The organism is Mesorhizobium silamurunense, from assembly GCF_014843825.1.
GTDB lineage: Bacteria > Pseudomonadota > Alphaproteobacteria > Rhizobiales > Rhizobiaceae > Mesorhizobium > Mesorhizobium silamurunense.
Genome location: NZ_JHQR01000271.1, coordinates 106,372 through 131,256, shown reverse-complemented (window position 1 = coordinate 131,256; position 24,885 = coordinate 106,372). Strand labels below are relative to the sequence as shown.

19 protein-coding genes are annotated in these 24,885 nt (G+C 60.4%); 14 read left to right on the top strand and 5 right to left on the bottom strand.

Translation table 11 applies throughout. The features are described from left to right. Positions 1–41: 41 nt before the first annotated feature. Both DH10_RS28610 and DH10_RS28605 read right to left on the bottom strand, forming a co-directional pair. The gene (locus DH10_RS28610; protein WP_192385594.1) at positions 42–1,487 is read right to left on the bottom strand and encodes a DUF5939 domain-containing protein; all 1,446 of its coding nucleotides are present in this window, start codon (positions 1,485–1,487) and stop codon (positions 42–44) included. Positions 1,488–1,625: 138 nt separating this feature from the next. After that, on the bottom strand, positions 1,626–3,851 hold the full coding sequence (locus DH10_RS28605; RefSeq protein WP_192250739.1) for a mechanosensitive ion channel family protein: 2,226 nt from the start codon (positions 3,849–3,851) through the stop codon (positions 1,626–1,628). 510 nt (positions 3,852–4,361) lie between these two features. Here DH10_RS28605 and DH10_RS28595 point away from each other — a divergent pair. The 3 genes from DH10_RS28595 to DH10_RS28585 are packed head-to-tail and all read left to right on the top strand — an operon-like array spanning position 4,362 to position 8,009. Continuing rightward, the gene (locus DH10_RS28595) at positions 4,362–5,576 is read left to right on the top strand and encodes a glycosyltransferase family protein (RefSeq protein ID WP_192250736.1); all 1,215 of its coding nucleotides are present in this window, start codon (positions 4,362–4,364) and stop codon (positions 5,574–5,576) included. A 1-nt stretch (position 5,577) separates the two neighbouring features. Continuing rightward, positions 5,578–6,822, top strand: coding sequence for a glycosyltransferase (locus tag DH10_RS28590; RefSeq protein WP_192250733.1), 1,245 nt, complete (start codon positions 5,578–5,580; stop codon positions 6,820–6,822). Next, positions 6,819–8,009, top strand: a complete 1,191-nt coding sequence (locus DH10_RS28585) for a glycosyltransferase family protein (RefSeq protein WP_210327864.1) — start codon at positions 6,819–6,821, stop codon at positions 8,007–8,009. Before DH10_RS28590 ends, DH10_RS28585 begins: the two co-directional genes overlap by 4 nt. A gap of 94 nt (positions 8,010–8,103) precedes the next feature. Here the strand turns inward: DH10_RS28585 and DH10_RS28580 are convergent, their stop codons facing one another. Then, positions 8,104–8,775 carry a class I SAM-dependent methyltransferase gene (locus DH10_RS28580; RefSeq protein ID WP_192250727.1) on the bottom strand — a complete coding sequence of 224 codons (672 nt, stop codon included), beginning with the start codon at positions 8,773–8,775 and terminating at the stop codon, positions 8,104–8,106. Positions 8,776–8,963: 188 nt separating this feature from the next. On the opposite strand from DH10_RS28580, the gene DH10_RS28575 reads away from it, so the two are divergent. From DH10_RS28575 to DH10_RS28560, 4 genes are all read left to right on the top strand, one after another. Next, the gene (locus DH10_RS28575) at positions 8,964–9,221 is read left to right on the top strand and encodes a hypothetical protein (protein WP_246811658.1); all 258 of its coding nucleotides are present in this window, start codon (positions 8,964–8,966) and stop codon (positions 9,219–9,221) included. A 16-nt stretch (positions 9,222–9,237) separates the two neighbouring features. Then, complete coding sequence (locus DH10_RS28570) at positions 9,238–11,952, top strand: ABC transporter transmembrane domain-containing protein (RefSeq protein WP_192250721.1); 2,715 nt, start codon at positions 9,238–9,240, stop codon at positions 11,950–11,952. Between the two features lie 191 nt (positions 11,953–12,143). Beyond that, positions 12,144–12,593, top strand: coding sequence for a cyclic nucleotide-binding domain-containing protein (locus DH10_RS28565; RefSeq protein ID WP_192250718.1), 450 nt, complete (start codon positions 12,144–12,146; stop codon positions 12,591–12,593). A 136-nt stretch (positions 12,594–12,729) separates the two neighbouring features. Continuing rightward, positions 12,730–13,584 carry an MBL fold metallo-hydrolase gene (locus DH10_RS28560; protein ID WP_192250714.1) on the top strand — a complete coding sequence of 285 codons (855 nt, stop codon included), beginning with the start codon at positions 12,730–12,732 and terminating at the stop codon, positions 13,582–13,584. 1 nt (position 13,585) lies between these two features. Here DH10_RS28560 and DH10_RS28555 read toward each other — a convergent pair whose 3' ends face one another. Both DH10_RS28555 and DH10_RS28550 read right to left on the bottom strand, forming a co-directional pair. Beyond that, positions 13,586–14,350: a polysaccharide deacetylase family protein gene (locus tag DH10_RS28555; RefSeq protein WP_192250711.1), complete on the bottom strand. Its 765-nt coding sequence runs from the start codon at positions 14,348–14,350 to the stop codon at positions 13,586–13,588. Then, positions 14,347–15,435 carry a glycosyltransferase family 4 protein gene (locus tag DH10_RS28550; RefSeq protein ID WP_192250708.1) on the bottom strand — a complete coding sequence of 363 codons (1,089 nt, stop codon included), beginning with the start codon at positions 15,433–15,435 and terminating at the stop codon, positions 14,347–14,349. The genes DH10_RS28555 and DH10_RS28550 overlap by 4 nt, the downstream gene beginning before the upstream one ends. Before the next feature lie 74 nt (positions 15,436–15,509). Here DH10_RS28550 and DH10_RS28545 point away from each other — a divergent pair, with 74 nt between their 5' ends. From DH10_RS28545 to DH10_RS28515, 7 genes are all read left to right on the top strand, one after another. Beyond that, on the top strand, positions 15,510–16,688 hold the full coding sequence (locus DH10_RS28545) for a DUF3095 domain-containing protein (RefSeq protein WP_192250704.1): 1,179 nt from the start codon (positions 15,510–15,512) through the stop codon (positions 16,686–16,688). A 171-nt stretch (positions 16,689–16,859) separates the two neighbouring features. Then, complete coding sequence (locus tag DH10_RS28540) at positions 16,860–17,000, top strand: Rossmann-fold NAD(P)-binding domain-containing protein (protein ID WP_281396785.1); 141 nt, start codon at positions 16,860–16,862, stop codon at positions 16,998–17,000. Positions 17,001–17,265: 265 nt separating this feature from the next. Further along, a complete protein-coding gene (locus tag DH10_RS28535; RefSeq protein WP_192250701.1) occupies positions 17,266–18,606 on the top strand; it encodes an adenylate/guanylate cyclase domain-containing protein in 1,341 nt (446 codons plus the stop codon). A gap of 143 nt (positions 18,607–18,749) precedes the next feature. Further along, positions 18,750–20,642, top strand: coding sequence for an ABC transporter ATP-binding protein (locus DH10_RS28530; protein ID WP_192250698.1), 1,893 nt, complete (start codon positions 18,750–18,752; stop codon positions 20,640–20,642). Then, positions 20,639–22,537: an ABC transporter substrate-binding protein gene (locus DH10_RS28525; RefSeq protein WP_192250695.1), complete on the top strand. Its 1,899-nt coding sequence runs from the start codon at positions 20,639–20,641 to the stop codon at positions 22,535–22,537. The genes DH10_RS28530 and DH10_RS28525 overlap by 4 nt, the downstream gene beginning before the upstream one ends. Positions 22,538–22,539: 2 nt before the next feature. Beyond that, a complete protein-coding gene (locus DH10_RS28520) occupies positions 22,540–23,538 on the top strand; it encodes an ABC transporter permease (protein ID WP_192250692.1) in 999 nt (332 codons plus the stop codon). After that, positions 23,535–24,716, top strand: coding sequence for an ABC transporter permease (locus DH10_RS28515; RefSeq protein ID WP_192250689.1), 1,182 nt, complete (start codon positions 23,535–23,537; stop codon positions 24,714–24,716). Before DH10_RS28520 ends, DH10_RS28515 begins: the two co-directional genes overlap by 4 nt. Positions 24,717–24,885 lie beyond the last annotated feature (169 nt).

Genomic DNA, 24,885 nt, shown 5'->3' with positions numbered 1-24,885 from the left:
CGGTTCCCCGCGAGCGAAAGGGAGTTGGCACGCAATCGCGTCTATTCCCGCATAATGCGATAGACAGTTGCATCACCCTCCACACCTCGAAGAGGCGCGTCAAACGCCACGACCCGATGGCCGGCAAGCATTTCGCTAACCCCGGGCGCGGAATGGAGCGCTTCGGAAATGCAGACCTGACCGGCTTCTGCCAGGGACTGCACGTGCGCGGCGACATTCACTGTCTGGCCGAAATAGTCGAGGTTGTCGTTGAGCGTCACGGCGATCGACGGTCCACAGTGGGCGCCGATCTTGAGGATGATCCCCGGCCCGTCATGGTCGCCGTTGAAGCGATCGATTTCTTCAAAGATGTGGAGTGCAGCCGAAATCGCATCCGAGGGCTGCGAGAACGCAGCCATCACCGCATCCCCAATCGTCTTGACCACCGCTCCGCAATGTTGCTGAACCGCCGCGTTGACCAGAGCGAAATGCTCGCGGACCAAAGCATAGGCGTTGAGGTCGCCCAGACGCTCATACATGGCGGTCGAACCCTTGAGGTCGGTGAACAGGAAGGTGATCTGCCGGATACCGAGCCCCTCCTTTTCGTTGACACGTTCGGACCGGAAGAGCTGGCGGAAGGTTTGCCGCGCAAGCAGCGCTCCACCGGAGACATAAGGGTCGAAATCGAGCGCCGGCTTGGCAGTCAGCGCGACAAGCTCGGGCGGCCAGTTGATGACGAGCAGCGAACCACGCACCGGCCCTCTATTCGCTACCTCAATGACAATCGGACCAGGCGGCACAGCGGGCAATGCCGGCAAGAAGCGTTTGCCGTCATAATCGATTTTGAGACATGTCGGCGCCAACACCGGATCGCCCGATATCGGCACAGCGAATGCGGCCTGCGTCTGCACGTTGACGCCCGCAAGGGAGCCCGGTCCCAGCTCGGCGCGGAGTGTGGTGGTGGTGCCGGGCGGCAGAAACGTCATGCCCCGAACGAAGCCGCGCAGAACGTCAAGAAAGCGAACGTCTTGCCCCGGTAGCCGCCCGTCAGGTCCGAAGTGGAGCTTCCAGTGATAATCCTCGACCGAGAGCGACGCGGGATCGTGGTGCGGCAGGCCCCGTAACTTCGGCGATATCGAGAAGGTGACCTTGATGAAGTCGTCGAGGTCGGTGTCGCCCGATACGTCGCACAGGCCACAGACGTAATGGGTCTTCAGCGTCCGCAGGGCGCCGAAACTATCGAGCACCATCCCGGACTGGGGACAGAGCACATCCCAACTCATGTCGAACAAGCCACAGCGGGCGGCATGAAGGAAGAGATCGATTGCTTCAGGTTCGGCGATGGCGCGGTCGCGAGCAAAGGCCAGCGGATTAACGCGATAGAGCGAGTGGTCGTCGGCACTCCTGATCAGCGTCTCGAATTTCGAGATGACACGTGGACTCCAGGCTCGCGCCTGCTCCACCTTGGTCATCTTGCTTTCGAGAAGACGATCGTTGACTGTCGTCACGCCGGATCCTCAACCTTGCCACGCGACAGCCTACTAAAAAACCAGCGCGATGCGAACGGATTGAATTCCTTTGCTGTACGACAGTCAGTCCAGGATGCCGCAGAAAGCCGCGCTGTGACCGCCAGACGTGACGGCTTCCTACTCCGTTGTGCCGGCTTTTCTTCTGCGCCGGTTGGTGTGCGACTGCGCCACGGCCATTTTCAACGCGGGTGTGATCTCCAACGGCGCATGCTCTGCCCCATGTGGGCCCTGCAACCCCTGGACCTGAACGGTCGGGAACGGGAGTTCGATGCCCTGCTCTTTGAAGGCTTGGCGGATCCGTAGATAGAATTTGCCTTTCATGCCGAAGGCGCCTCCCGGTCTAGTTGTGACCTTGACCCTCAATACGATGCCGTACTCGCCGAACTCCTGTACGCCCTGCATTTTGATCGGTTCGATCACCCAGTGCTTGAATTCGGGATCTTCCGCCAGCTCGAGGCCAATTCGCTTGATCAGCTTGCGAGCGAAGTCGATATCGGTGTCATAGCCGACGGTGATGTTGAATTTGTCGGTAACCCAGTCTCGGCTCTGGTTCTGGACTGCGCCGAGTTCACCGAAAGGTATTGTGAACAGCGGCCCACGATGGTGTCGAAGCTTCACCGAGCGCAGCGAGAAGCTTTCCACCGTTCCCACATAACGGCCGGATGTAATGTATTCGCCGACACGAAACGCATCATCGAGCAGGAAAAACACGCCGGAAATGACGTCCTTGACGATGGTTTGCGCCCCAAATCCCACGGCGACGCCAACGACGCCGGCGCCGGCGATCAGCGGGCCGATCTGGATGCCCACCGAGGCGAGCATCATCAGCACCGCCATCACCACGATCACTGCCAGCAGAATGTTCTGGATGATCGGCAACAGCGTGCGCAGCCGCGCCTGCTGCGGATCGATGATCGGCACGTCCTCGTCGCCCATCACCGCGTGCGGTGTTTCGATGCCCAGCTTTCGTTCGATCAACGCTTTGATGATCGACCAGCCGAAATCGGCGGCAAGCGCAATGACGATGACATTGATCAGGCCGCGCAGTATGAGCGTGGTCGTCGTATCGCTGCCTTGCATGGACTGCATGTCCAGACCCCAGGCACGCGCGAGAAAATAAGCCGCCGCCAGGATGAAAATCATCCGGATTCCGCGATCGATAACAGCGATCGTCACCGCCGGGATCGTAGGCCGGCCAGCTTCTTCCGAGCCCGGCCGCAGGACGAAGTTGACCCCGCGCTGCGCCAGCACGATTGCCAAGGGCAGGAAGAACGCGGCGAAGGTAAACCAGAAGAGTACATAAAGGCCGGCGATCCGCTGCAGGAACAAAACGGCGAAATAGGACGTCAACAACCATGTCGCTGCCGTGTGACCGCTGCTTTGGCTCGCACCCTCCCGCTGGGTTCTTGGCCGACGCCAAACGGCAAGCAATAAGAGCACAAGCAGCACGAAATCGGCGCCTACCGACAGGACCATCATCCCATCCCGATCGATGCCGAGACCCGGCAAGAGGATGAACGCGGCGGCGAAGAAGGCGAAGACGCCGACGATCCGAGGTATCCAATAGAACCAATGGTCAGCCGTTTCGTTGGTGATCGGCAAAGCACGAACCTCGACGGCGTTCTCGACCTGCATGAAGGAAGGGACGAGCATGGCTGCGAGGTACATGCGCACACCAGCTGTAACGACTGCAGCCATCAGAAATGTCAGCACGATCTCGCGGATAAGCATTGGCCAATCGAACAACATGAACGCGCCGGCGCTGCCAAGCGCGAACGAGACGATCAGCAGGCTGGAGTAAAGCGTGCGGCCACCAATCTTCTTTGCCCGCCCGATGGGCGTATCCTTCGGCTGCGCGATGATCCAAAGACGAAACGGACGGGTGAGCCTGTACGTTGCCCAGGTGAGCGCCACGCCGGCAGCGATGAATATCGCGATCAGCAAAAGCACGCCGGCCGACCCCTTGCTGGACATATCGTCCATGGTCGCTGCCCGAACGCGTGCGAACTGACCTGGCAGCAAGGGCAAAGTCCGCACGATTCTTTCGATATGATGCTTGATCCGATCGAGCGTCGAGGATGCCATCGTATTCATCTGGCCAGGTGCGGGCACGGCATCGGACGATGCGTTGGCCGGCGAAGCTCCTGCATCGGCAGGCGCTCCCGTCGATCCGGCGCCCTGATTTCGTTGTTCAGCCACCCAGGCCTTGACTGACGGATCGTCGAGAAGCTCGAATAGCTGTTTGACCTTTTCAGGAGGGACGGTCGGCGCCTGCGCCTGTGCGGGACCAGCCAACAAGAGGGCGATTCCAAAGACGAGCGGCCTTGCAATCAGGACAAACATCGCGGTCGCATATCCGAGACGTCGTGCCGAGCGCGCCGGATTCCTGGCTACCAATCTTCGAACCATGAGCGGCATCGTGCGTAACCTTCCGGTCAAATCTGCAAGCAACGACATCTACGGCCGTCGTTCCCCCTACCTTTGAAGAAACCGATGTTGTGGTGCAAGACTTCATCGTTCCGAGCTAGACCGTTGCGCCGGGTGCTTGGCGGCATTCCAGCGAGCGAGCGTAGATCCATGGAGGGCTTCGGATCTTGGCGCGCCCATGTACACCTCGAAGTGCCGGTCTGGAGTGAAGAGCGCGATCTGGCCTTTCGCATTGCGCCGGTCGGCGCAGTGTGCATAGGAGTATATGAACTCGCGGATGCGGAGGCGATCTGCGGGCTTTCTTAGGCAATAGAAATTGAAAATTGCGCATTCATGTTTCAAAACAAGTCGGTAGACCCAGGATGGTTTCGAAGCCTGCGGGGTCGCCTACGGTCCTCAAGGCAAAATTCTAAAAGACGATCAAGAATGACCCAGCACGCACAAGATGCTCGAATTCTCATGTACAGCCACGACACGTTCGGGCTCGGCCACTTGCAGCGCTGCCGGACGATCGCGCATTCGCTCGTCGAGGATTTCCACGGACTGCAGGTGCTTATCATTTCGGGTGCGCCTATCGCTGGCGCCTTCGACTACCGCGCCCGTGTCGACTTCGTGAAGATCCCCAGCGTCATAAAGTTGCGCAACGGCGAATACACCTCGCTGGAAAAGGATATCGATCTGCATGAGACGCTAAGGATGCGCCAGTCGATCATCCGCCACACAGCCGAGACCTTCCGGCCGGATATCTTCATCGTCGACAAGGAACCGCTCGGCCTGCGCGGCGAGATTGAGGACACGCTATCCTACCTCAAGACGCGGGGCACCACGCTCGTGCTTGGCCTGCGCGAGGTGATGGATGCGCCGCACCTGCTCGAAGCAGAGTGGGCACGCAGGGATGTGATGCGCAAGATAGGCCTGTTCTACGACAAGGTCTGGGCCTATGGTCCGCCGGATTTTTACGATCCGTTAACCGGCTTGGACGTGCCGCCGGCTGTCAGGGCAAAGATGAGGTTCGTTGGTTTCCTGCAACGGAGCCTGCAGCGGAACGAGTTGCCCGGCCACCGGCCCGAGGGCGACTATATCCTCGTTACCACCGGTGGCGGCGGTGACGGCGCCGAACTGATCCACGAAGTCATCGATGCCTATCAGCAGGATCCGCACTTGCAGCATAGGGCGCTGATTGTGCTTGGGCCTTACATGCCGGCGCGCAAGCGCAACAAGCTGCTCAGGAAGGGGTCCAAGATCCCCTACATCAAGATCATCGAGTTCGACAACCGCATGGAAGACCTGATTGCCGGCGCCAAGGCGGTGGTGGCGATGGGCGGCTACAACACCTATTGCGAGATACTATCTTTCGACAAGCCGGCGCTGATCGTGCCGCGCGTCGAGCCGCGTGAGGAACAACTGATCCGCGCTCGGCGCGCAGCCGAACTCGGCCTCATCGAGATGCTTTTGCCGGAAGAAGCCAAGGATTCCCAGCGGTTTGCCGATGCACTGGTGGTACTGCCGGACCGGCCCCGCCCATCACAGAGCAATCCGCATCTGACGCTGGAAGGGCTGCCTCATATTTCCGAAATCGTCGCGGAACTGCTCGACCGGCGGGCCGGCCATCACCTTTCGGTCATTGAAGGGCTGAATTGAGTTGCAACATCGCAAGATCGTGGTGGTTCTGAAGGGCTATCCGCGGCTGTCGGAAACCTTCATCGCGCAGGAACTGCTCGGTCTGGAGCGTGCGGGGTTCGAGCTGATACTCGTCGCGCTCAGGCGGCCGACCGACGCAAAACGCCACCCCGTGCATGACGAGATCAAAGCGCCCGTCCACTATCTGCCGGAATATCTGCATGAAGAGCCGCTGCGCGTGGTTCGCTCGCTGTTTGCTCATCTGCTGCGGCCGGGCTTCTGGCGCGCGCTCGGATCGCTGGCTACCGATATCCCCCGCGACTTTACGCGCAATCGCGTGCGCCGCTTCGGGCAAGCGCTTGTGCTGGCGGCCGAATGGCCGGAAGGCGCGGGATGGTTGCATGCACATTTCGCACATACGCCGGCATCGGTGACGCGCTATGCCAGCCAGCTTCGTAGCCTGCCCTGGAGCTGCTCAGCCCATGCCAAGGACATCTGGACTTCGGCGGACTGGGATCTGGCTGGCAAGCTTGCCTCGGCGCGCTGGACGGTTACTTGCACGAAAACCGGCTTCGACCGTCTGAAAGAACTCTCCAACGGCAACTCGTCTGTGCATCTGAGCTATCATGGGCTCGACCTTGACCGCTTCGGCAGTTTCGGCGAGGCGCGAAAACAGCATGACGGCTCGGCGCCGGACGAACCGGTTATCGTTCTGAGTGTCGGGCGCGCCGTTCAAAAGAAAGGTTACGATACCTTACTGGAGGCCCTTGCCCTCTTGCCTGGCGATTTGGCGTGGCGTTTTGAGCATATCGGCAGCGGCGAGGAACTAGAACGGCTCAAGGCGCTTGCGCAAAAGCTCGGGCTGAATGGTCGCGTCTCCTGGAAAGGCGCGCTTGCGCAGGAGGAGGTGCTTCAGCACTACCGCCGCGCCGACATCTTCGCCCTGGCCTGCAGGATCACCGCAAATGGCGACCGGGACGGTCTGCCGAATGTTCTGGTGGAGGCGGCTAGCCAGCGGCTTGCCTGCGTGTCGACCGATATTTCCGGCGTGCCGGAGCTTTTATCGCCGGATGAAACCGGGCTGCTGGTTCCGACGGAAAACCCAATTGCCCTGGCACAGGCGCTGGAGCGCCTGATCCGTGATCCCGTGCTGCGCGCCCGCCTCGGCGACGCCGCAGAGCGGCGCGTGCGCGGCAATTTCGATCATATGGCAAGCATTGGACAGCTCAAGGAACTGTTCGAGCGCGAGTGGCGGGCCGCCGATTGAAGCGCGTCTTCCTCTATGTCCAGCACCTGCTCGGTATCGGCCATCTCGCGCGCTCCAGCCGCATCGCGGCGGCTCTGGTCGATGACGGGTTCGACGTAACCGTCGTGACCGGCGGAGCGCCGATGGCGGGGTTTCCGGGACTTGGGGTAAAATCTGTAACCCTGCCACCTGTCACCTCCGGTGATGAAGGATTTTCCGGACTTGTCGACCTGCAGGGCAAACCCATCGACGATGATTTCAAGAAACGGCGTTCAGAGATGCTGCTGCAGGCATACCGGGATTGCAGGCCTGATATCGTCGTTGTCGAGGCGTTTCCATTTGGACGCCGGCAGATGCGCTTCGAACTCTTGCCGCTGATCGAGGCCATCGACGCGACGTCGCCCAGACCGCTGCTGGCGACGTCCGTCCGTGATATCCTTCAGGAGCGCGTCAAGCCGGGCCGAAATGAGGAAACGGTCGATCTCATCAACCGGCATTTCGACCTTGTTATGGTCCACGGCGATCCGGCTTTCGCAACCATCGACAAGACATTTCCACTGGCTGGGGCGATCAGGGCCGAGGTCACCTACACAGGGCTCGTTGCCGCGCCGCCATCGCCCGCGGCCTCCGAGCGCTTCGACGTTCTGGTGTCGGTTGGCGGCGGGGCTGCCGGAAAGAGCCTTGTCAGCTCCGCCATCGCAGCGGCGCGGAATGCCAACAACGGTTGGACATGGTGTTTGATCACCGGCCCAAACCTGCCGAAAGACGAGTTTGACGCGATCGCACGCGATGCCACGCCGGGCCTGTCCATCTTTCGGTTCCGCGAGGATTTCGCCAGCCTGCTAGCCGGCGCCCGCCTGTCAGTCTCGCAGGCGGGTTACAACACGGTCTGCGATGTCCTGCGCGCGGGTTGTCGCTCCCTGCTTGTTCCATTTGCAGCCGGCGGGGAAACCGAACAAACGGTTCGCGCCCTGATGCTCGAAGAACTCGGTCTTGCAACGGTGCTGATGGAAAAGGACCTAACGCCTGAAGGTTTGGCGCAAGCGATCGAACAGGCGCTTGTGAGACCGAGGCCATCCGCGCATCGCCTCGATCTGGAAGGCGCGCGTCACTCGGCGCAAATCCTGCGCGAGAGGTATCGAACATGGTTCCTAAAAATGGGGCCTGGTTTCGGAAAAGGGCATGATCAAACAGACGACGGATCCTAGAGCGGTTCATCGTTTCACGGAAACGCAGAACCGCTCTATCTCTTTGTTTTGACGCAATTCCGGACGGAAGGCTACGGCGAAGTCGCCGAATGCATTAAACAGTTCCAATCAGCATGAAGCGCGTATAATTTTTTGTCGGCAGTTCGCCGGAAAACCGCGTCTCCCGTAGCGCCGCCATTGCTTCGAAGGCTGCAAGTGAAGCCACGCAGTTGATGTGCGTCGGCTCGCTGAAATAATCGTTGGATTGCAGCAGTACATTCGTGCCCCGGGGGAGCAGAGCAAGCCAGGCGCGCAGATCGGCTATGTGTTCGCAGCTCGTGTTGACTATCAGGTCGGACCGCCCGGCCGCATAGTCGAGTGCGTACATATCTGCCGTCAGCGCCCGGAACCGGTCGCCGGCTTCCCGGTTGAGGGTCCGGGCGACCGGCGCGACTTCGGGATCGATGTCGATGCTATCGATCGCCGCGATGTCGAAGCGGGCGTCGTTGAAAAGCATTGCCGGCAATACGCCGTACCATCCACCCAGAACCCATATGCGCCCGAACCGGCCGCCGCAGCTTTCGAACAGCCTGTCGAGCGCCCACATCTTGCAGGCGACCTGCTTGTGGTTGAAGGCGTTGGCGATATCGGCCTTCGGATGCTTGCTGATGACGCGCGCCAGCCCTGCGACGAGAGGGTGGTTGACATAGGCAGCAATTCCCCGCGTGAGGTCCAAGGCTTGTTCGTGCTGGTCCATGCCGGCATTGCGTGGTTGCGTGACATCCATCATATTCGCCTTGTATGTTGGGATTTTGGGCGACACAACGCAATCTTGCCTCCCGCAAGGCTGTTTGATCCGCGGACGTGATTATGCCGCAAGCCGCTTCGCCATTGCCCGGTGCCGGAGAGAGCCTGTTGCATCTGTTCGGACCATCGGCGTCCATCCGCCAGCACCAGCGGCGCAGCTGCGGCCTCGTGCTGCTCGGCTATTCGTCAAAACCCTACGGAAGCCGCGATCCGTTTGGCCGGCTGCTTTCTTCGCCGATGAACAATGCCCATGTCGTTGTCATCGACCCTGCGCCGGAACTGGATCGCGCCGCCTCGCAGGTTCCTTCCATCGCTGATCGCAGGACAGCCTCCGCGCACTGCAGTTTCGAACTTGTCGCTGGCGGCGAAGAAATCGCCGATACGCCGTCCCCCGGCAGGTGCTTTTACATCCATCCTTCCAACTGAAGGTCCTCAGTCGCATATGGAACCCAGCCTAGCCCGCTATATCTGGACGCATACCAAGAAGCAGCAGGTCTGGATATTGATGATCGTCTTGCTTTCGATGATCCCGTATTTCATGTCCTTCGACCTGCCGAAGCTGATCGTCAACGGCCCGATCCAAGGTAAGGGCTTCGAGCAACCGGGCGCGACCCAGCCCTTCATGAGGCTACACTATAACCTGCCGTTCATTGGAGAGGTCCAGTTCTTCTCCGGTTTTCAGCTCGACCGCACGTCGACGCTGTTTGCCCTGAGCCTTGTGTTCCTCTTGCTAGTCGTCATCAACGGCCTGTTCAAACTCTACATCAACACCTACAAGGGCCGCCTCGGCGAACGCATGCTGCGGCGTATCCGCTTCGAACTGGTCGATCGTGTGCTGCGGTTTCCGCCGTTTTACTTCAAGCGGGTGAAATCCGCCGAAGTGGCGACCATGGTGAAGGACGAGGTGGAGCCGCTGGGCGGCTTCATCGGCGATGCCTTCCTGCAGCCAGTACTGCTCGGCGGCCAGGCGCTGACGGCCATGCTGTTCATCCTGGTCCAGAACCTCTGGCTCGGAATGGTAGCGGCCATGATCGTGGTGATCCAGATCGTGCTCATCCCGCGAATGCGGCGGCGGCTGATCGTGCTCGGGCGCAAACGGCAGTTGACGGCGCGCGCGCTTTCGGGCCGCGTTGGCGAAATCGTCGACGGCATCGGCGCGGTTCACGTCCACGATACATCAAACTACGAGCGCGCCGACATAGCTGCCCGGCTCGGGCTCATCTTTAAGATCCGCTTCGATCTTTACCAATGGAAATTCATGGTGAAGTTCCTCAACAATTTTCTCGCACAGGTCACGCCGTTTCTGTTCTACATGATCGGCGGGTATCTGGTTATCCAGGGGCGGCTGGACGTCGGCCAGCTCGTGGCCGTGATCGGCGCTTACAAGGACCTGCCCGGACCGATGAAGGAACTGATCGACTGGGATCAGGACCGGCAGGATGTCCAGGTCAAATATCAACAGGTCGTTGAACAGTTCACCGTCGAGGGTCTCATTGCGCCGCGAATCGGGGCATTGACGATCGACGATCCAGATCCGATGACCAACCCCCTGTCGGCGATCAGTCTGTCCATAGCAGACGATGGCGGTGCAATGCTCCTCGACCGTATCTCCCTCCAGGTCAAGCCTGGTGAGACGGTGGCGCTGGTCAGTACCGCAACAGGCGGAGCGGAGGCGCTTGCAGAGGCCTTCGCGCGGCTGAATTGGCCGGACAGCGGAAAGGTGGCTTCGGGCGCCGACGACCTGCTTGAACTCCCCGAAGCAGTGACCGGCCGGCGCATGTCCTATGCCTCGTCGGATGTTTTCCTGTTCCAGGCGAGCCTCCGCGATAACCTGCTCTACGGGTTGAAGCATGCGCCGCTGACATCAGTGACTTACGATGGTGCTGCGGCAGACCAGAACCGCTGGAACATCCACGAGGCGCGCCGGTCGGGCAATCCGGATCTTGATATCCACAGCGACTGGATCAACTATGCTTCCGCCGGCGCTACCGGCCCGAACGACCTCATTGAACCCGTGCGCCGGGTGCTCGACGCGGTTGTTCTGTCGCGCGATATCCTGGATCTTGGCTTGCGCTCTTCGGCCGACCTCACGCGTCACACGGAGCTTGCCGGGCGGATCGTCGAACTGCGTGCGGCGCTGCGAACGCGGCTGGAACACGAAGGGCTGAGCGGACTTGTGGTTCCTTTCGAACCGGGCGCCTACAACAAGGAAGCAACGATCGGCCAAAACCTGCTTTTCGGCGCCGCCGCCGGCCCCGAATTGGCCGACAGGGCCCTGGCGGCCAATTCCTATTTTGCTTCTGTGCTGAGGCAAGCCGGCCTCGACCGCACGCTCTACGAAATGGGCATGGAGATCGCCGAACAGGCGATCGAGCTGTTTGCCGACCTGCCGCCCGATCACCAGTTCTTCCAGCAGCTCGCCTTCATGAGCGCCGAGGAGATACCCGCCTACGAAACCTTGCTGCAACGGCTCAAGAACCGTCCCTACGAGGCGGTTTCGGAGAACGACCGCGCCATGATCGTCACCTTGAGCTTTGCCTATATCGAGCCCCGGCACCGTTTCGGCCTGCTGAGCGACGAGCTGATGAGCAAGATCGTGGCTGCACGCAACCGGTTCTATGAAAACCTGCCGTCCGAGCTGCAAAATGCGGTCGAACGGTATGATCCTGCCAGATACATTGCCGCGGCTACCGTCATGGACAATGTCCTGTTCGGGCGTGTGGGCAACAACCATCCCGACGCACCGGACCGCATACGCTCCATCGTCTACGACATTCTTGACGAACTGGGACTTTATGCCGAACTTTTGAATGTCGGCCTGGACTTCAACGTCGGTGCCGGCGGCAGGCGGTTGACCGGTGGACAGCGACAGAAGCTCGATGTTGCCCGGGCCCTGCTCAAGCGTCCCGATTTTCTCATTCTCAACCGGCCGCTGTCGGCGCTCGACCAGCGCATGCAGGATAAGGTGCTGCGAAACGTGCTCGAGGAAGCCAGACGCGACGGCCATTCGCCGGCAATTGTGTGGGTCGTGACGAATCCGGCAATGGGGATGATGTTCGATCGCGTTGTCGTCTTCGACTCGGGTCGTTTGGTGGAGGACGGAACACACGAGACACTTTTGGCAGGGAACGGTATTTTCAAGGAACTGCTGTCATAGAGCATTGGACATTCAGATGGGATCGTTCTGCCGGTGGGAACTTGCTGCAAGGTCAAGGGATTCGGGTTTCCGGCTGATCGGGCTCGCCACCTTTCGCGTGGTTCGTCTCGCCATCCGGAAACAGAATTGATTCCATCTGGGTGTCGGTTGTTCTAGTCTCGCAGACGCGAATTTTGGGAAGGTTTGCGACAATGCTGCTCAAGGATGAGGTTGGAATGCTGCAACGCGTTCCCTTGTTCTCTGGCATAGAGCCGACAAAGCTCAAGCTGCTTGCGTTCACATCCGATCGCGTGAGCTATAGCGCCGGCCAGATCCTTTTCCGGCAGGGCGACGAGGGAGACGCCGCCTATGTCATCCTTTCAGGCAGGGCGGATATTCTGGTCGATTCCGACAGCGGACCGATAAAAGTTGCCGAACTGGTGCCAAATTCGATTGTTGGCGAGATCGCCATATTGTGCAACAGCTCCCGCACGGCCACCGTCAGAGCGGCATGTCCGCTGGAAGCCTTGAGAATCCGCAAGGATCATTTCCTGAGGCTTATGAAGGAGTTCCCGGAAATGACCATCGAGATGGTGCGGGTTCTTGCCGATCGCCTGAGCCATACGACTGCGGATCTGATCGACGCACGAAGCGCCAAATAACGAATGACCTGGGCTCGATCCTCGCTGTCGTGATGGCACTGTCCTCTTATTGATAAGGTCACCAGGAGAAAAACCTTGTCTCGCTTAGCAGCAGTTGTTTGGCTACGATGGGCGACGGGGACTGCGAAGGGCTAGCATGGACGACGACGTTTTCCTGGTCAGGTTTTGGGGCGTGCGCGGCAGTATTTCGGTATCGGGGCCAGAATTCTCTCGCTATGGCGGCAACACAATCTGCATTGAGATGCGATGCGGTAAGCATACGCTTCTCTTCGACGCGGGCTCTGGCCTACGGGCTGCGGGCCGGGCGCTTCGGGCGTCGGGCGTGACCGATTTCGACCTGCTTTTCACCCACTGCCATTACGATCACATCATCGGTCTGCCATTTTTTGTGCCGATCTATGACCGGAGCGTCAAGGTTACGCTTTGGTCCGGGCATCTTGCAGGACGCGTGACGACCCGGCAGATGGTCGACGAGTTCATGCGGCCGCCGTGGTTTCCGGTGAAACTGGATGTCTGCAAGGCAAGCCTCGACTGCCGCGATTTCGTATCCGGAGACGTGCTTCGGCCGCGCGAAGGCGTGGTGGTCCGAACCGGCAGTCTTATCCATCCGGGCGGCTGCATAGGCTACCGGGTGGAATGGGGTGGCCGCGTCGTGGCGGTGATCACAGACACTGAGCACGAGCCGGACAAACTCGATCAGACGGTGCTCGGCCTGATCGAAGATGCCGACCTCGTCATTTACGACTGCACCTACACCGAGGAGGAAATGGAACGCCACCGCGGTGACGGGCACTCGACATGGCAACACGGCGTCAAGCTCTGTGAGGCGGCCGGTGCGCGGAGGCTTGCGCTGTTTCACCACGATCCGACACGCACCGACGAGCAACTGGACGAGATCGAGAAACTGGCTAAAGACAGGTTTGCCGGCGCATTTGCCGCGCGGGATGGCCAGACGCTCAAATTTCCAGTCTCATTGCACAAAGAGCGATGAGTTATTTTCCTCCACCGGCATAGCGCCCAATCAATGTCTTGATCGGAAGCCATGCGCAGGCTTCAGTCTGTGCGGTGACTGTGAACAGCCGTTCGAGGAAAAGCCAGGCCGATTCATCATGTACAAGATGGTGGGTGAGCAGGCCGACCGGTTCGCCGCCGTCGAATGCATGCCGCAGTTGCGCGATAATGGCCTGAACCAACACGCCATGATCGCGGCAACCGCGCGTGCCATGCCAATCCATGATGTCGACATTGCTGTTGATGACCGCCAGCGAAGCCGGCTTCGGCGGCCCATAGACCGACAATGCCGCAAATCCTATCGATCCAAGGTCGGATACCAAGCCGGCGTCGATCCTGTTCCAGGGTGGCACCAGCATCGGAACGGCACGTGCGCCGTGCAGGCCGGTTACGTGCGACAGCCCGCGAGCCAGATCATCGAGCACCGCCTCGCGTGGCCGATGCGGGCCGAGCTCCTGCTTTTTCTGGTCCTCGGGCGCATGATTTCGGTGCGCCCAGCCATGGATGGCGACCGTGGCATGCGGCGCCTCGTCAAGCCGGGTGACAAGCTTCTCATCAGTCATGGCCGGAATGACGGCCAGAGTGACCGGAACCGCGAATTCACCGGTGAGGTCGAGCAGCCGATCAAGCGCAGGCGTCGGATCCACGGCGTCATCGTCGCGCAGCCAGAATTCTGCCTTACGGTCCGCCCGTTGCCGGCACGCCAGTTCTTCCACCAAGGGTTGCCAGATCTGATCGGATGTCATGAAGCCGGGATCCTCGCAAGAAGTTCGGCCAGACGCGCCGCCGCAGCACCGAGGGAACGTTCTTCGAGGATGAAACGTCTGGCTTCTGCAGCCATGATGGTTCTTTCGTCGTTACGGACCAGAAGCCTTTCAATGGCAGAAGCGAACGCCGCCACATCGTCCGGCGGGGTGAGAAACCCAGCCTGGCCATCTCGCACGACCTCCGGCACGCCCGCGATGTCCTGAGCCACCACCGGAAGGCCGGCGGCCTGTGCTTCAAGATAGGCAACGCCATAGGCCTCGCCGAAACCCGGCCAGACGTAAATTCCCCCGCTGTAGAGGACATCCGGCACGGCGGCCGGCTCGATCGCGCCAAGCCATTCGATACGGTCGGCGGGCAAGCCGACGAATTGCGCTTTGACCTCTTCACGGGCAGGCCCGTCCCCGACGACCGACATGGTCCAGGGCAGGTGGCCGATCGAACCGAGCGCTTGCGCCAGCATGCGATAGCTTTCGACTTTGTCGCCCGGGCGCATCATGGCGACGGTAACGAGGCGCGTCGGACTACCCCGAGCCGGCGTCTCTCGGAATACCGATGTGTCGATGAAGGGCGAAAGCATGCCGAAAGCGGCGCCGGGTATCGCATCTGCCAGTCCCTGACGATCCCTTTGCGTGAAGCAGACGTTCAGCGCCGCCTGTTCGACGGCTCGCGCCACCAACGCTTGCGTATCGGCCCACAAACCGGCATTGCGCCGCCTCGAATAGGAGGCTTCCGCTGTCACATAGGGGACAGCAAAGGCCGATGCCAGCGCGGGCCCGATCAGGTCGGGCGCCTTGTAATAGGGATGATAGGAGAACCACAGATCGGGCTTGCCGTCACGATCCCAAAGCCTTGTCAGCCGCGCGGCTTCATCTTCGGCCTCGATCTTGAGCGCATCGAAACTTTTCGACTCCGGTTCCCGTAGATAGAAGCGCAATTCGGATGCCAGTTCGACGCTATGCCCTCCATGCTCCAGCGCCTTGACCAGCATCCGTGCCATCTGGCGGTCGCCGGAGGCGACGGGATGATTGGGTGACTTCAGCGGCGCGTAGAAGGCAATTCGCATCGCCGAACCCTATCATCGGAACGCCAGCGCAAGTCAATTTCGAAGCACGATCGACTTCACCTTCAAGCAGTGGAATGTGCTATTTGATGCTCATGGAAACACCTGCCGCGTCCGACCCGTTTGTCGCTTCTCTGCCGGTCTTCGCAAAGTTCGAAAGCGTTGCCGATATCGACAACTATCGGCCTCTCCCCGATGGCTGGGCGCTGGCCACCGCCGACATCGTCGGCTCGACCAAGGCGATCGAGGCTGGGCGCTATAAAACCGTCAATATGGCCGGCGCCAGCGTCATTTCGGCGCTGCTCAATGCGCTGCGTCGGCAAGATCTTCCCTTTGTCTTCGGCGGCGACGGCGCGCTCGTGGCGTTTCCCGGCTCGGCGCTGGAGATCACCCGCAACGCGCTGGCCGCTGTCCAAAGATGGGTGGCGGACGAACTGGACCTGACCTTGCGTGCCGCAATCGTGCCGATAAAGGATATAAGAGCGCAAGGCCTCGACGTTCGCGTGGCGAGGTTCCAGGCCTCCGAAGCGGTCTTCTATGCCATGTTCGCCGGCGGTGGCGGCAGTTGGGCGGAAGCCGAGATGAAAGCGGGGCGCTACCGCATCGATCCTGCGCCGGCCGGCACGCGGCCGGACCTGACCGGCCTCTCCTGCCGCTGGAACCCAATCGAAGCTCGGCATGGCGAAATCGTCTCGATCATAGCCATACCGGGGGCGTCGCGCGACTTGCGCGGTTTTCAGTTCCTGGCTTCCGACATTATCGCCCTTGCCGGCAGGCAGGAACGCGATGGCCACCCGGTGCCAGTGAACGGGCCGGGCTACAGTTTGCTGCCCGCCGGCCTGGATATCGAGGCGCGGGCCGTGGCGCCGCCAGGACGGCGGTGGCTGTCGAAGCTGTGGATAGTGTTCCTGATGACGCTTACGGCTGTCACCGATAGATATGGCTGGACCATCGGCCGTTTCGATCCCAAGATCTACAAACGCGACGTGGCGAGCAATTCGGATTTCCGGAAGTTCGACGACGGCTTGAAGATGACCATCGACGTTGACGCGGATGTGTTGCAACGGATCGAGAACCGGCTGAAACAGGCGGAAGAGGCCGGCATCTGCACCTATGGCCTGCACCGCCAGAAATCGGCCTTGATGACATGCCTCGTCGCCTCGCCGCTGCAGCGCGATCACGTTCATTTCATCGATGGCGCCGCCGGCGGCTATGCAATGGCTGCCGCAAGCCTGAAGGCGAAGGTGCCGGTTTGATGACGGCCTGCGGAAATCGATCTTCCGCAATATGCCTCGGCCATGGTTCTTAGAACCAAGTGAGCCTCGCCATGGGAACGGACAGCCTGTCCGAATTTGACGGGAAGCAGATTTTTGGACGCCTCACGATCGATACGCGCGCCGCGCAAGCCGGCGTGATCGGACTAGGCTATGTCGGGTGCTGTCGTCGCTGCAACCGACCACGACGCGATCGACTATCAGACGATCGCTGATCACGCCCTTCTGATCGTCGACACACGCAATGTTTTTGGCAGCCTCGGGCTGGACGGAGAGACGGTCTTGAAGGCCTGACGGCGTCTGAGCCGGCGAATTTTTTGCCCGATGTCAGGATCATGATTGCACTCCGCCGGCAGCCTCGCCACATAACGCCACAGAACATAGATGCAGTTGCGCCTGCTCCTTGGCCGCAAAGACAGTCATCCGGGAAATTCTTCGCCGCTTTTGCCGCCGAAGCCTGCCTCTTTGACTTCCGGGGGCTTACCTTTGGGTCGTTGGCGAACTGTGTTATGGCGGATCAACGGATAATGGCTCCGTTTTCGGCGGGTTGCGAGAGAGCATGAGTACAGCGCAAGCAGAAATTTCCACCATTCTCATGGATAAGGTTGCCGATTGGCTGAACCAATCGGCGCTTGCGGGCAACGACCTGGAAACATTGGTAAAAGGCTTTTGCGAACGGCTGGCTGCTGCCGGCCTGCCGCTGAAGCGGGTGCATTTGAGCTTTTCGATGCTTCATCCGCTTTATGATGCGCTTGGCTTCACCTGGGCTCGCGGCCAGGGCATGGAAGTGGAAAGCTTCCGCAGTAAGCCCGGCGTGCCGTCTGACAGATTCCTGACCAGCCCATACTACCATCTGCTGAGCAATAAGCTCGACCATCTGCGACGCCGGCTCGACCCGTCGGTGCCGCCGGAGTTTCCTGTTTTCGATGATCTCAGGCTTATGGGCGTCACCGACTACATGGCTTTCGTCCTTCCCTTCAATGGCAACACCAGTCAGGGCATGATGGGGTCTTGGTCCACCGACAGCGCCGCAGGCTTCAGCGAGAGCATGATTTCGGCGCTGCTGCGCATTCAGAGCCATCTCGCGATCGCAACCAAGATGGCGGTGCTCACCAAGCTCGCCGACAACATGATGACCACTTATCTCGGCGGCGACGCCGGCAGGCGCGTGCTTGACGGTCAGATCAAGCGCGGCGAGGGCGATACAATCCGGGCCGCACTGGTCATGGGCGATATGCGCGGGTCGTCAAGGCTTGCCGAAACCTCCGGCCGCGAAATCTATATCGATACGCTGAACCAGTTTTTCGACGCCGTTGCTGCACCTTTCAATCGCAAAGGCGGGCAGATCATGAGTTTCATAGGGGACGGCTTCATTGCCGTCTACCCTTGCGAAAGGCACCGCTCGCAGTCCGAGATCGCCTGCCAGGCTGCTCTTACGGCAGCGCACAAGGCCACCGCGCGCATGATGGATCTCAATCTGCGAAGAAAGGAAAAGGGGTTATCCGACATAAAATTTGGTATCGGCCTGCATGTCGGCAATGTGATGTTCGGCAATGTCGGGCTTACCGACCGGCTCACATTCTCTGTCTTCGGCTCGGCTGTAAACGAGGTCCAGCGTCTCCAGATCCTGACCAAGAAATATCCGCACAGCGTTCTCGCCAGCAAAGACTTCGCCAGCTATTGCGGCGCCAACAGCTGGCTGACGCTCGGCAACGAGGAACTGGCAGGCATCAAGCAGAAGCTGACGGTGCTTTCACCCGATCTGTCGGGTGCTCTCGCACTCGATGAAGACGGTGCGCTGGAGCCGATTTACGACCGAAGATCGGACGCCGAGCAGGTCATGCTGCTTCACCGTGATGCCGCGCGGCTATCGGCGGGCGACCCGAGGAAGCTCCAGTAACCGCCACGATCTGATCCGAACGCCTTTGGTAGGCGTCCGGTCGCCGGTCCCGCCGCCGGCGTCCGTTTCGAATCCAAGTTGCTCTAGGCTGGCAATGCGCTAGTCTCGCTTTCTGGACCTGCCAGAGTGGGGCTGGTGTGAGAATGAATTCGGGCGTTGATCTGCTGCGGATCGAGGATGTTGGCATCTCTTTTGCCATTATCGGGGGACCGTTGCATGCCGTCAGGCGCGCAAATCTTCGCGTCCTGCCCGGCAAGGTTACCGCGCTTGTGGGCGAGTCAGGTTCCGGAAAATCGGTTCTCAGCCAGGCAGTGATGGGCATTTTGCCGAACACAGCCCATGTTCGCGGCCGTATTCTGTTTTCCGACCCTGAAAAGCCCGGCACGACGCAGGATATCCTGCAGATGCCGCGTGATGGACCCGAAATCCGCGCGTTGAGAGGCAGCCGTATCGGCAAGATCTTTCAGGAGCCGATGACATCGCTGTCGCCGTTGCACACGATCGGCAACCAGGTCAGTGAATCCCTGCAGATTCATACGCCCATGGCTCGGGCGGAGCGCAAGGCGCGGACCGAGGAAATGCTCAGCCTCGTCGGCTTTCCCAATCCCAAGCGCGCCTATGACATGTATCCCTTTGAACTTTCGGGAGGGTTGCGTCAACGCGCCATGATCGCCATGGCGCTTATCTGCCGGCCCGCCCTGTTGATCGCTGACGAGCCGACGACGGCGTTGGATGTCACCATCCAGGCGCAAATCCTGCAATTGCTGCGCGGGCTTCAGACCAAGCTGAACATGGCGATGCTGCTGATCACGCACGACCTCGGCGTGGTCGCCAATGTCGCCGACGAGGTGGTGGTCATCTACCATGGCGAGATCATGGAAGCGGGACCTGTCGAGGCGATATTCCGCCGGCCAGGTCACCCTTACCTGAAGGGCCTGATGGCAGCCGTTCCGCATTTCGACCTGAAGCCTGGCGAAAGGCTAAAGGCGCTCCGCGAGGTGCCGGTGAATGTCGAGAATCTGCTCGGCAAGCAGACGGCGCCGGCATCGCAGGGGCCGGACGACATTCTGCTGTCGGTCAGGGATCTGAAAAAGACCTTCACCATCCGCAAGTCCGGATGGTTCGGCGGCGATCATCAAACCTCCGTTCGCGCCGTGGACGGCGTGAGCTTCGATATCAGGCGGGGTGAGTGCCTGGGTCTGGTCGGCGAAAGCGGCTCCGGCAAAACCACCGTCAGCAAGATCCTCATGCGGGCTGTCACCCCTAGCGGCGGCTCCGTGATCTTCAACGGCCGCGATGGACCGATCGACGTCCTGGAAGGCGAGGGGGACGCCCTGCGCATGCGCGCGAAAATCCAGATGGTCTTCCAGGATCCGGTTTCGTCGCTTTCACCTCGCATGACGGTGGAGAACATCTTGAGCGAGCCGCTGGAAATCCATCAACGCGGCAATGCCGCGTCCCGACTCGCCACGGTCAAGAGCCTGATGCAGGCAATCGGGCTCGATCCGCGCTTCATCAAACGTTATCCGCATAGTTTCTCCGGCGGGCAGCGTCAGCGTATCGGCATCGCGCGCGCGTTGGCGCTGGGGCCTGAACTACTGATCTGCGACGAGCCGGTTTCGGCGCTCGATGTCTCTGTCCAGGCGCAGATCCTGAACCTTCTGAAGGACCTGCAGAAGGAACTGGGCCTGACCTACCTGTTCATATCCCACAACCTGGCAGTGGTGGACTACATGGCAGACCGCATCGCGGTGATGTGCGGCGGGCGTATCGTCGAGCTTGCGCCACGCGAAATTCTGCTTAGGAAACCGGTCCACCCCTACACGCGCTCACTGGTCGCCGCAGTACCTTTCCCCGATCTCGACAGGCCGATGGATTTCAAGACGCTGAAGCTCAGCGGCGCTTCCGACACCAGCGCATGGGGACCGCAATTCCGCGACGAGGGCGACGAGGATATGCTGTCGCCGCTCGATCTTGGCGGCGGCCACCTCGTGCTGGCCCGACGTTCGGCCGATGTCAGCGAGCTACGCCATTGATCAGCCGGCGCACCGTCCTTGGGCTCATGGCTTCGGCATTTCTGCCGGGCACGTTGCGCGCCGGCGATCTGGAGCCGGAATTTCTTCAGCCGCAGCTGAAGGCCAGGGCGCTGCCGGCACTCGCCGAACGCCTGCCCAAGCGCCCGCGCGCGTTGAATCTCGCTGCGATGGGCCGGCAGCCCGGCCAGTATGGCGGCACGCTGCGCACGATCATCGGCAGCCAGAAAGATATCCGGATGATGACGATCTACGGATATGCTCGCCTGGTCGGCTATGATGAAAAGCTTAACTTGCAAGCCGACATTCTCGAAAGTTTCGACGTAGCGGATGATCGCGTCTTCACTTTCAAAATACGGGAAGGACATAAATGGTCTGACGGCAGCCTGCTGACGCCGGAGGATTTTCGCTATTGCTGGGAAGATGTCTGGCTCAACGATGAGCTTTCGCAAGGCGGGCTCGCCCCGGCGCTGCTGGCGGACGGCAAGCCGCCACGCTTCGAGATCGTCGATCCGTTGACGGTCCGCTATAGTTGGGATGCGCCCAATCCCGATTTCCTGCCCAAGCTCGCTGCTGCTTCGCCGTTATCGCTTGTTCTGCCGGCCGCCTATCTCAAGCAGTTCCACAAGAAATACCAGGATCCATTCCGGCTCGCCGGCCTAATGGAGGAGAACCGGGCCCAGAAATGGACGCTCCTGCATATCCGCATGTCGCGGCAGTATCGACCGGAGAACCCGGAACTGCCGACGCTCGATCCCTGGCGGAACCGGACCAAGCCGCCGGCTGAGCAGTTCGTCTTCGAGCGGAACCCGTTCTTTCATCGAATAGACGAGAATGGCCGGCAACTGCCGTACATTGACCGGGTTGTCATGAATGTCAGCTCGTCGGCGATCATTTCCGCCAAGACCGGTGCGGGCGAGAGCGACCTGCAATGCATGGGAATCGACTTTGCCGACTACGCCTTCCTGAAGGACGCGGAGAAGCGCTACCCGGTGAAGATGCACCTGTGGAAACGCACACAGGGTTCGCGGCTGGCGCTGCTGCCCAATCTGAATTGTGCCGACCCGGTGTGGCGTGGCCTTCTTCGCGACGTACGCGTGCGCCGCGCGCTTTCGCTCGCAGTGGATAGGCGCGAGATCAATTTGGCCGTGTTCTACGGATTGGCTCAGGAAAGTGCCGATACGGTCCTGCCGGAGAGCCCGCTCTACCGGCCGGAATTCGCGAAAGCCTGGGTCGCCCACGATCCCGACCGAGCCAACGCCCTGCTCGACGAGGTCGGGCTTAAGGCGCGCGACGATGACGGTCTGCGGATCCTTCCCGATGGACGCCCGGCGCAGGTCATCGTGGAAACGGCCGGCGAAAGCACGCTGGAAACCGACGCGCTCGAACTCATCACCGATCACTGGCGGCAGGTCGGCATCGCCCTGTTCGTCCGGACTTCGCAGCGCGACATCTTCCGCAGCCGCGCGCTAGGTGGCGAGATCATGATGTCGATTTGGTCGGGCATCGACAATGGCGTGCCGACCGCCGACATGAACCCGTACCAGTTGGCCCCCACCATCGACGACCAACTGCAATGGCCGCTCTGGGGTGCCCACTACTTGTCTCACGGCACGGTCGGCGAGGCGCCCGACCTTCCACCTGTGGTCGAGTTGATGGCTTTGCTCAAGCGCTGGAACGAATCGACCGAAGCCACGGAGCGCGCCGAAATCTGGAATTCAATGCTGTCGATCTACACCGATCAGGTGTTTTCGATCGGCACGGTGAACGGAACGCATCAGCCGGTTCTAGCGTCCTCGCGGCTGCGCAATCTGCCTGACAAGGCGCTCTACGGCTACGACCCGACCGCCTATTTCGGTGTCTACATGCCGGACACATTCTGGCTTGGAGAGACCTGAGCGTGCTTCGATATATTGTCTGGCGCATCGCCGTGATGGTTCCAACGCTGCTGATCATATCGGCGCTGGTGTTCACGATCATCGAACTTCCCCCAGGCGACTATTTCGACAGCTATGTTTCCGAGCTTCGGGCTCAGGGCGAAGCGGTGGATTCCGATCGCATCCAGATGATGCGGAAGGAGTATGGTTTCGACAAGCCGCCGGTCATTCGCTACTTCTACTGGGTCGGCGGAATGCTGCACGGCGATTTCGGCTATTCCTTCGAATATGAGCTGCCGGTTCGCGATGTCATCGGTGACCGAATGTGGCTGACCGTGCTGGTTTCCTTCGTCACGATCATCTTCACCTGGCTCATCGCCTTTCCGATCGGCATGTACTCCGCCACGCATCAATACAGCTGGGGCGACTACGGCCTGACGTTGTTCGGCCTTCTAGGCCTTGCCATTCCAAACTTCATGCTGGCACTGATCCTGATGTATTTCGCCAACATCTGGTTCGGCACGTCCATCGGCCATCTCATGGACCAGCAATATCTCGGCGAGCCGATGAGCTGGGCCAAGGCGAAGTCGATCCTCGCCCATCTCTGGATCCCGGTCTTGATCATCGGCACCGGGGGCACGGCAAGCATGATCCGGCGGCTACGCGCCAATCTGCTCGATGAGCTCCACAAGCAATATGTCGTGACCGCGCGCGCCAAAGGCCTTCATCCCTTCAAGGCGCTGGTCAAATATCCGCTGCGCATGGCGCTCAATTTCTTCATTTCAGACATCGGCTCTATCCTGCCGGCCATCATCTCCGGCGCCGAAATCACGGCGATCGTGCTGTCTTTGGAAACGACCGGGCCGATGCTGATCAAGGCGCTGCAAAGCCAGGACATGTATCTGGCGGGGTCATTCCTGATGTTCCTCGCCTTCCTGACGGTCATCGGCGTCCTGATTTCCGACCTCGCGCTGGCGCTGCTTGATCCGCGAATTCGTTTGCAGGGCGGCAGCACCAAATGAATACGCAATCGCCGCTGCCCGCTCCGGGTGCCCCGCTGCAACACTACGTTTCCATCGCGCCCTTTGACCTGCAGTCCGTCGAGGCGATGACGGCGGAGCAGTCGAAGGTCTTTCAGGCGTCGCAGTTGCGGCTGATGTGGTGGAAATTCCGACGGCACAGGCTTGCCGTGGTATCCGGCATATTCCTGGCAGCACTCTATTTCGGGATACTGATCTGCGAGTTCCTGGCGCCCTACAATCTGCACACGCGCAACATGGACTACATCTATTCGCCGCCGCAGCGGGTGCACCTGTTCCACAACGGCAAGCTCGTCGGGCCGTTTGTCTATGGCCGCCAGATGACGCTGGATATGGACACGCTCAAGCGGAACTACACCGATAAACAGGATGATGTTCAGCGGATCCGTTTCTTCTGCAAGGGCGACAGTTACCGGTTCTGGGGCCTGATCGAAGGCGACAGGCATCTTGTCTGCCCTGCCGAAAACGGCCAGCTCTTTCTGGCCGGCACCGACAGGCTGGGGCGCGATGTGCTCTCGCGCATCATCTATGGCGCACGCATTTCACTGACAATCGGCCTCGTCGGCATCGCTTTCAGCTTCCTGCTCGGCATAGTCATCGGGGGGCTGGCCGGCTATCACGGCGGTATCTTCGACCTGATCGTTCAACGGATAATCGAAGTTCTGCAATCGATCCCCAGCATTCCGCTGTGGCTGGCTCTGGCGGCGATCATGCCGATAACCTGGAGTCCGATCCTGATCTATTTCGGCATCACCGTCATCCTCGGGCTGCTCCACTGGACCGGGCTGGCGCGGGCCGTGCGTTCAAAGCTTCTAGCCTTGCGCGAGGAGGATTACGTTCTGGCCGCGCAATTGATGGGCGCCAGCAGCAGCCGCATTATCCGGCGGCACCTCATTCCCGGCTTCATGTCGCATCTGATCGCGACGGCGACGATCTCCATCCCCGGCATGATCCTGGGCGAGACGGCGCTGAGCTTCCTCGGGCTCGGCCTGAGGGCGCCGATAACCAGCTGGGGCATCCTGCTCACCGAGGCGCGCAGCGTTAGCGTGATCGCGTTCTATCCATGGCTGCTTTTGCCGATCCTCCCCGTCATTCTCGTCATCTTGGCGTTCAACTTCCTCGGCGACGGCTTGCGGGACGCCGCAGACCCCTACAAGTGACATCGCTATTCCGCTGCGCGCCGGGCCGCCGGCTCTGCCTGGTATGATCCTTGTCGGCAGCCTGTTCAGTTATTGCAGTGTTCATCGTTCGCCTCTATATGCGGCGAGGCTCGATCGGGGTTAATACATCGCCCTCGGGTTTCACCCGCGAATCGTTCCGGTCCCGGGC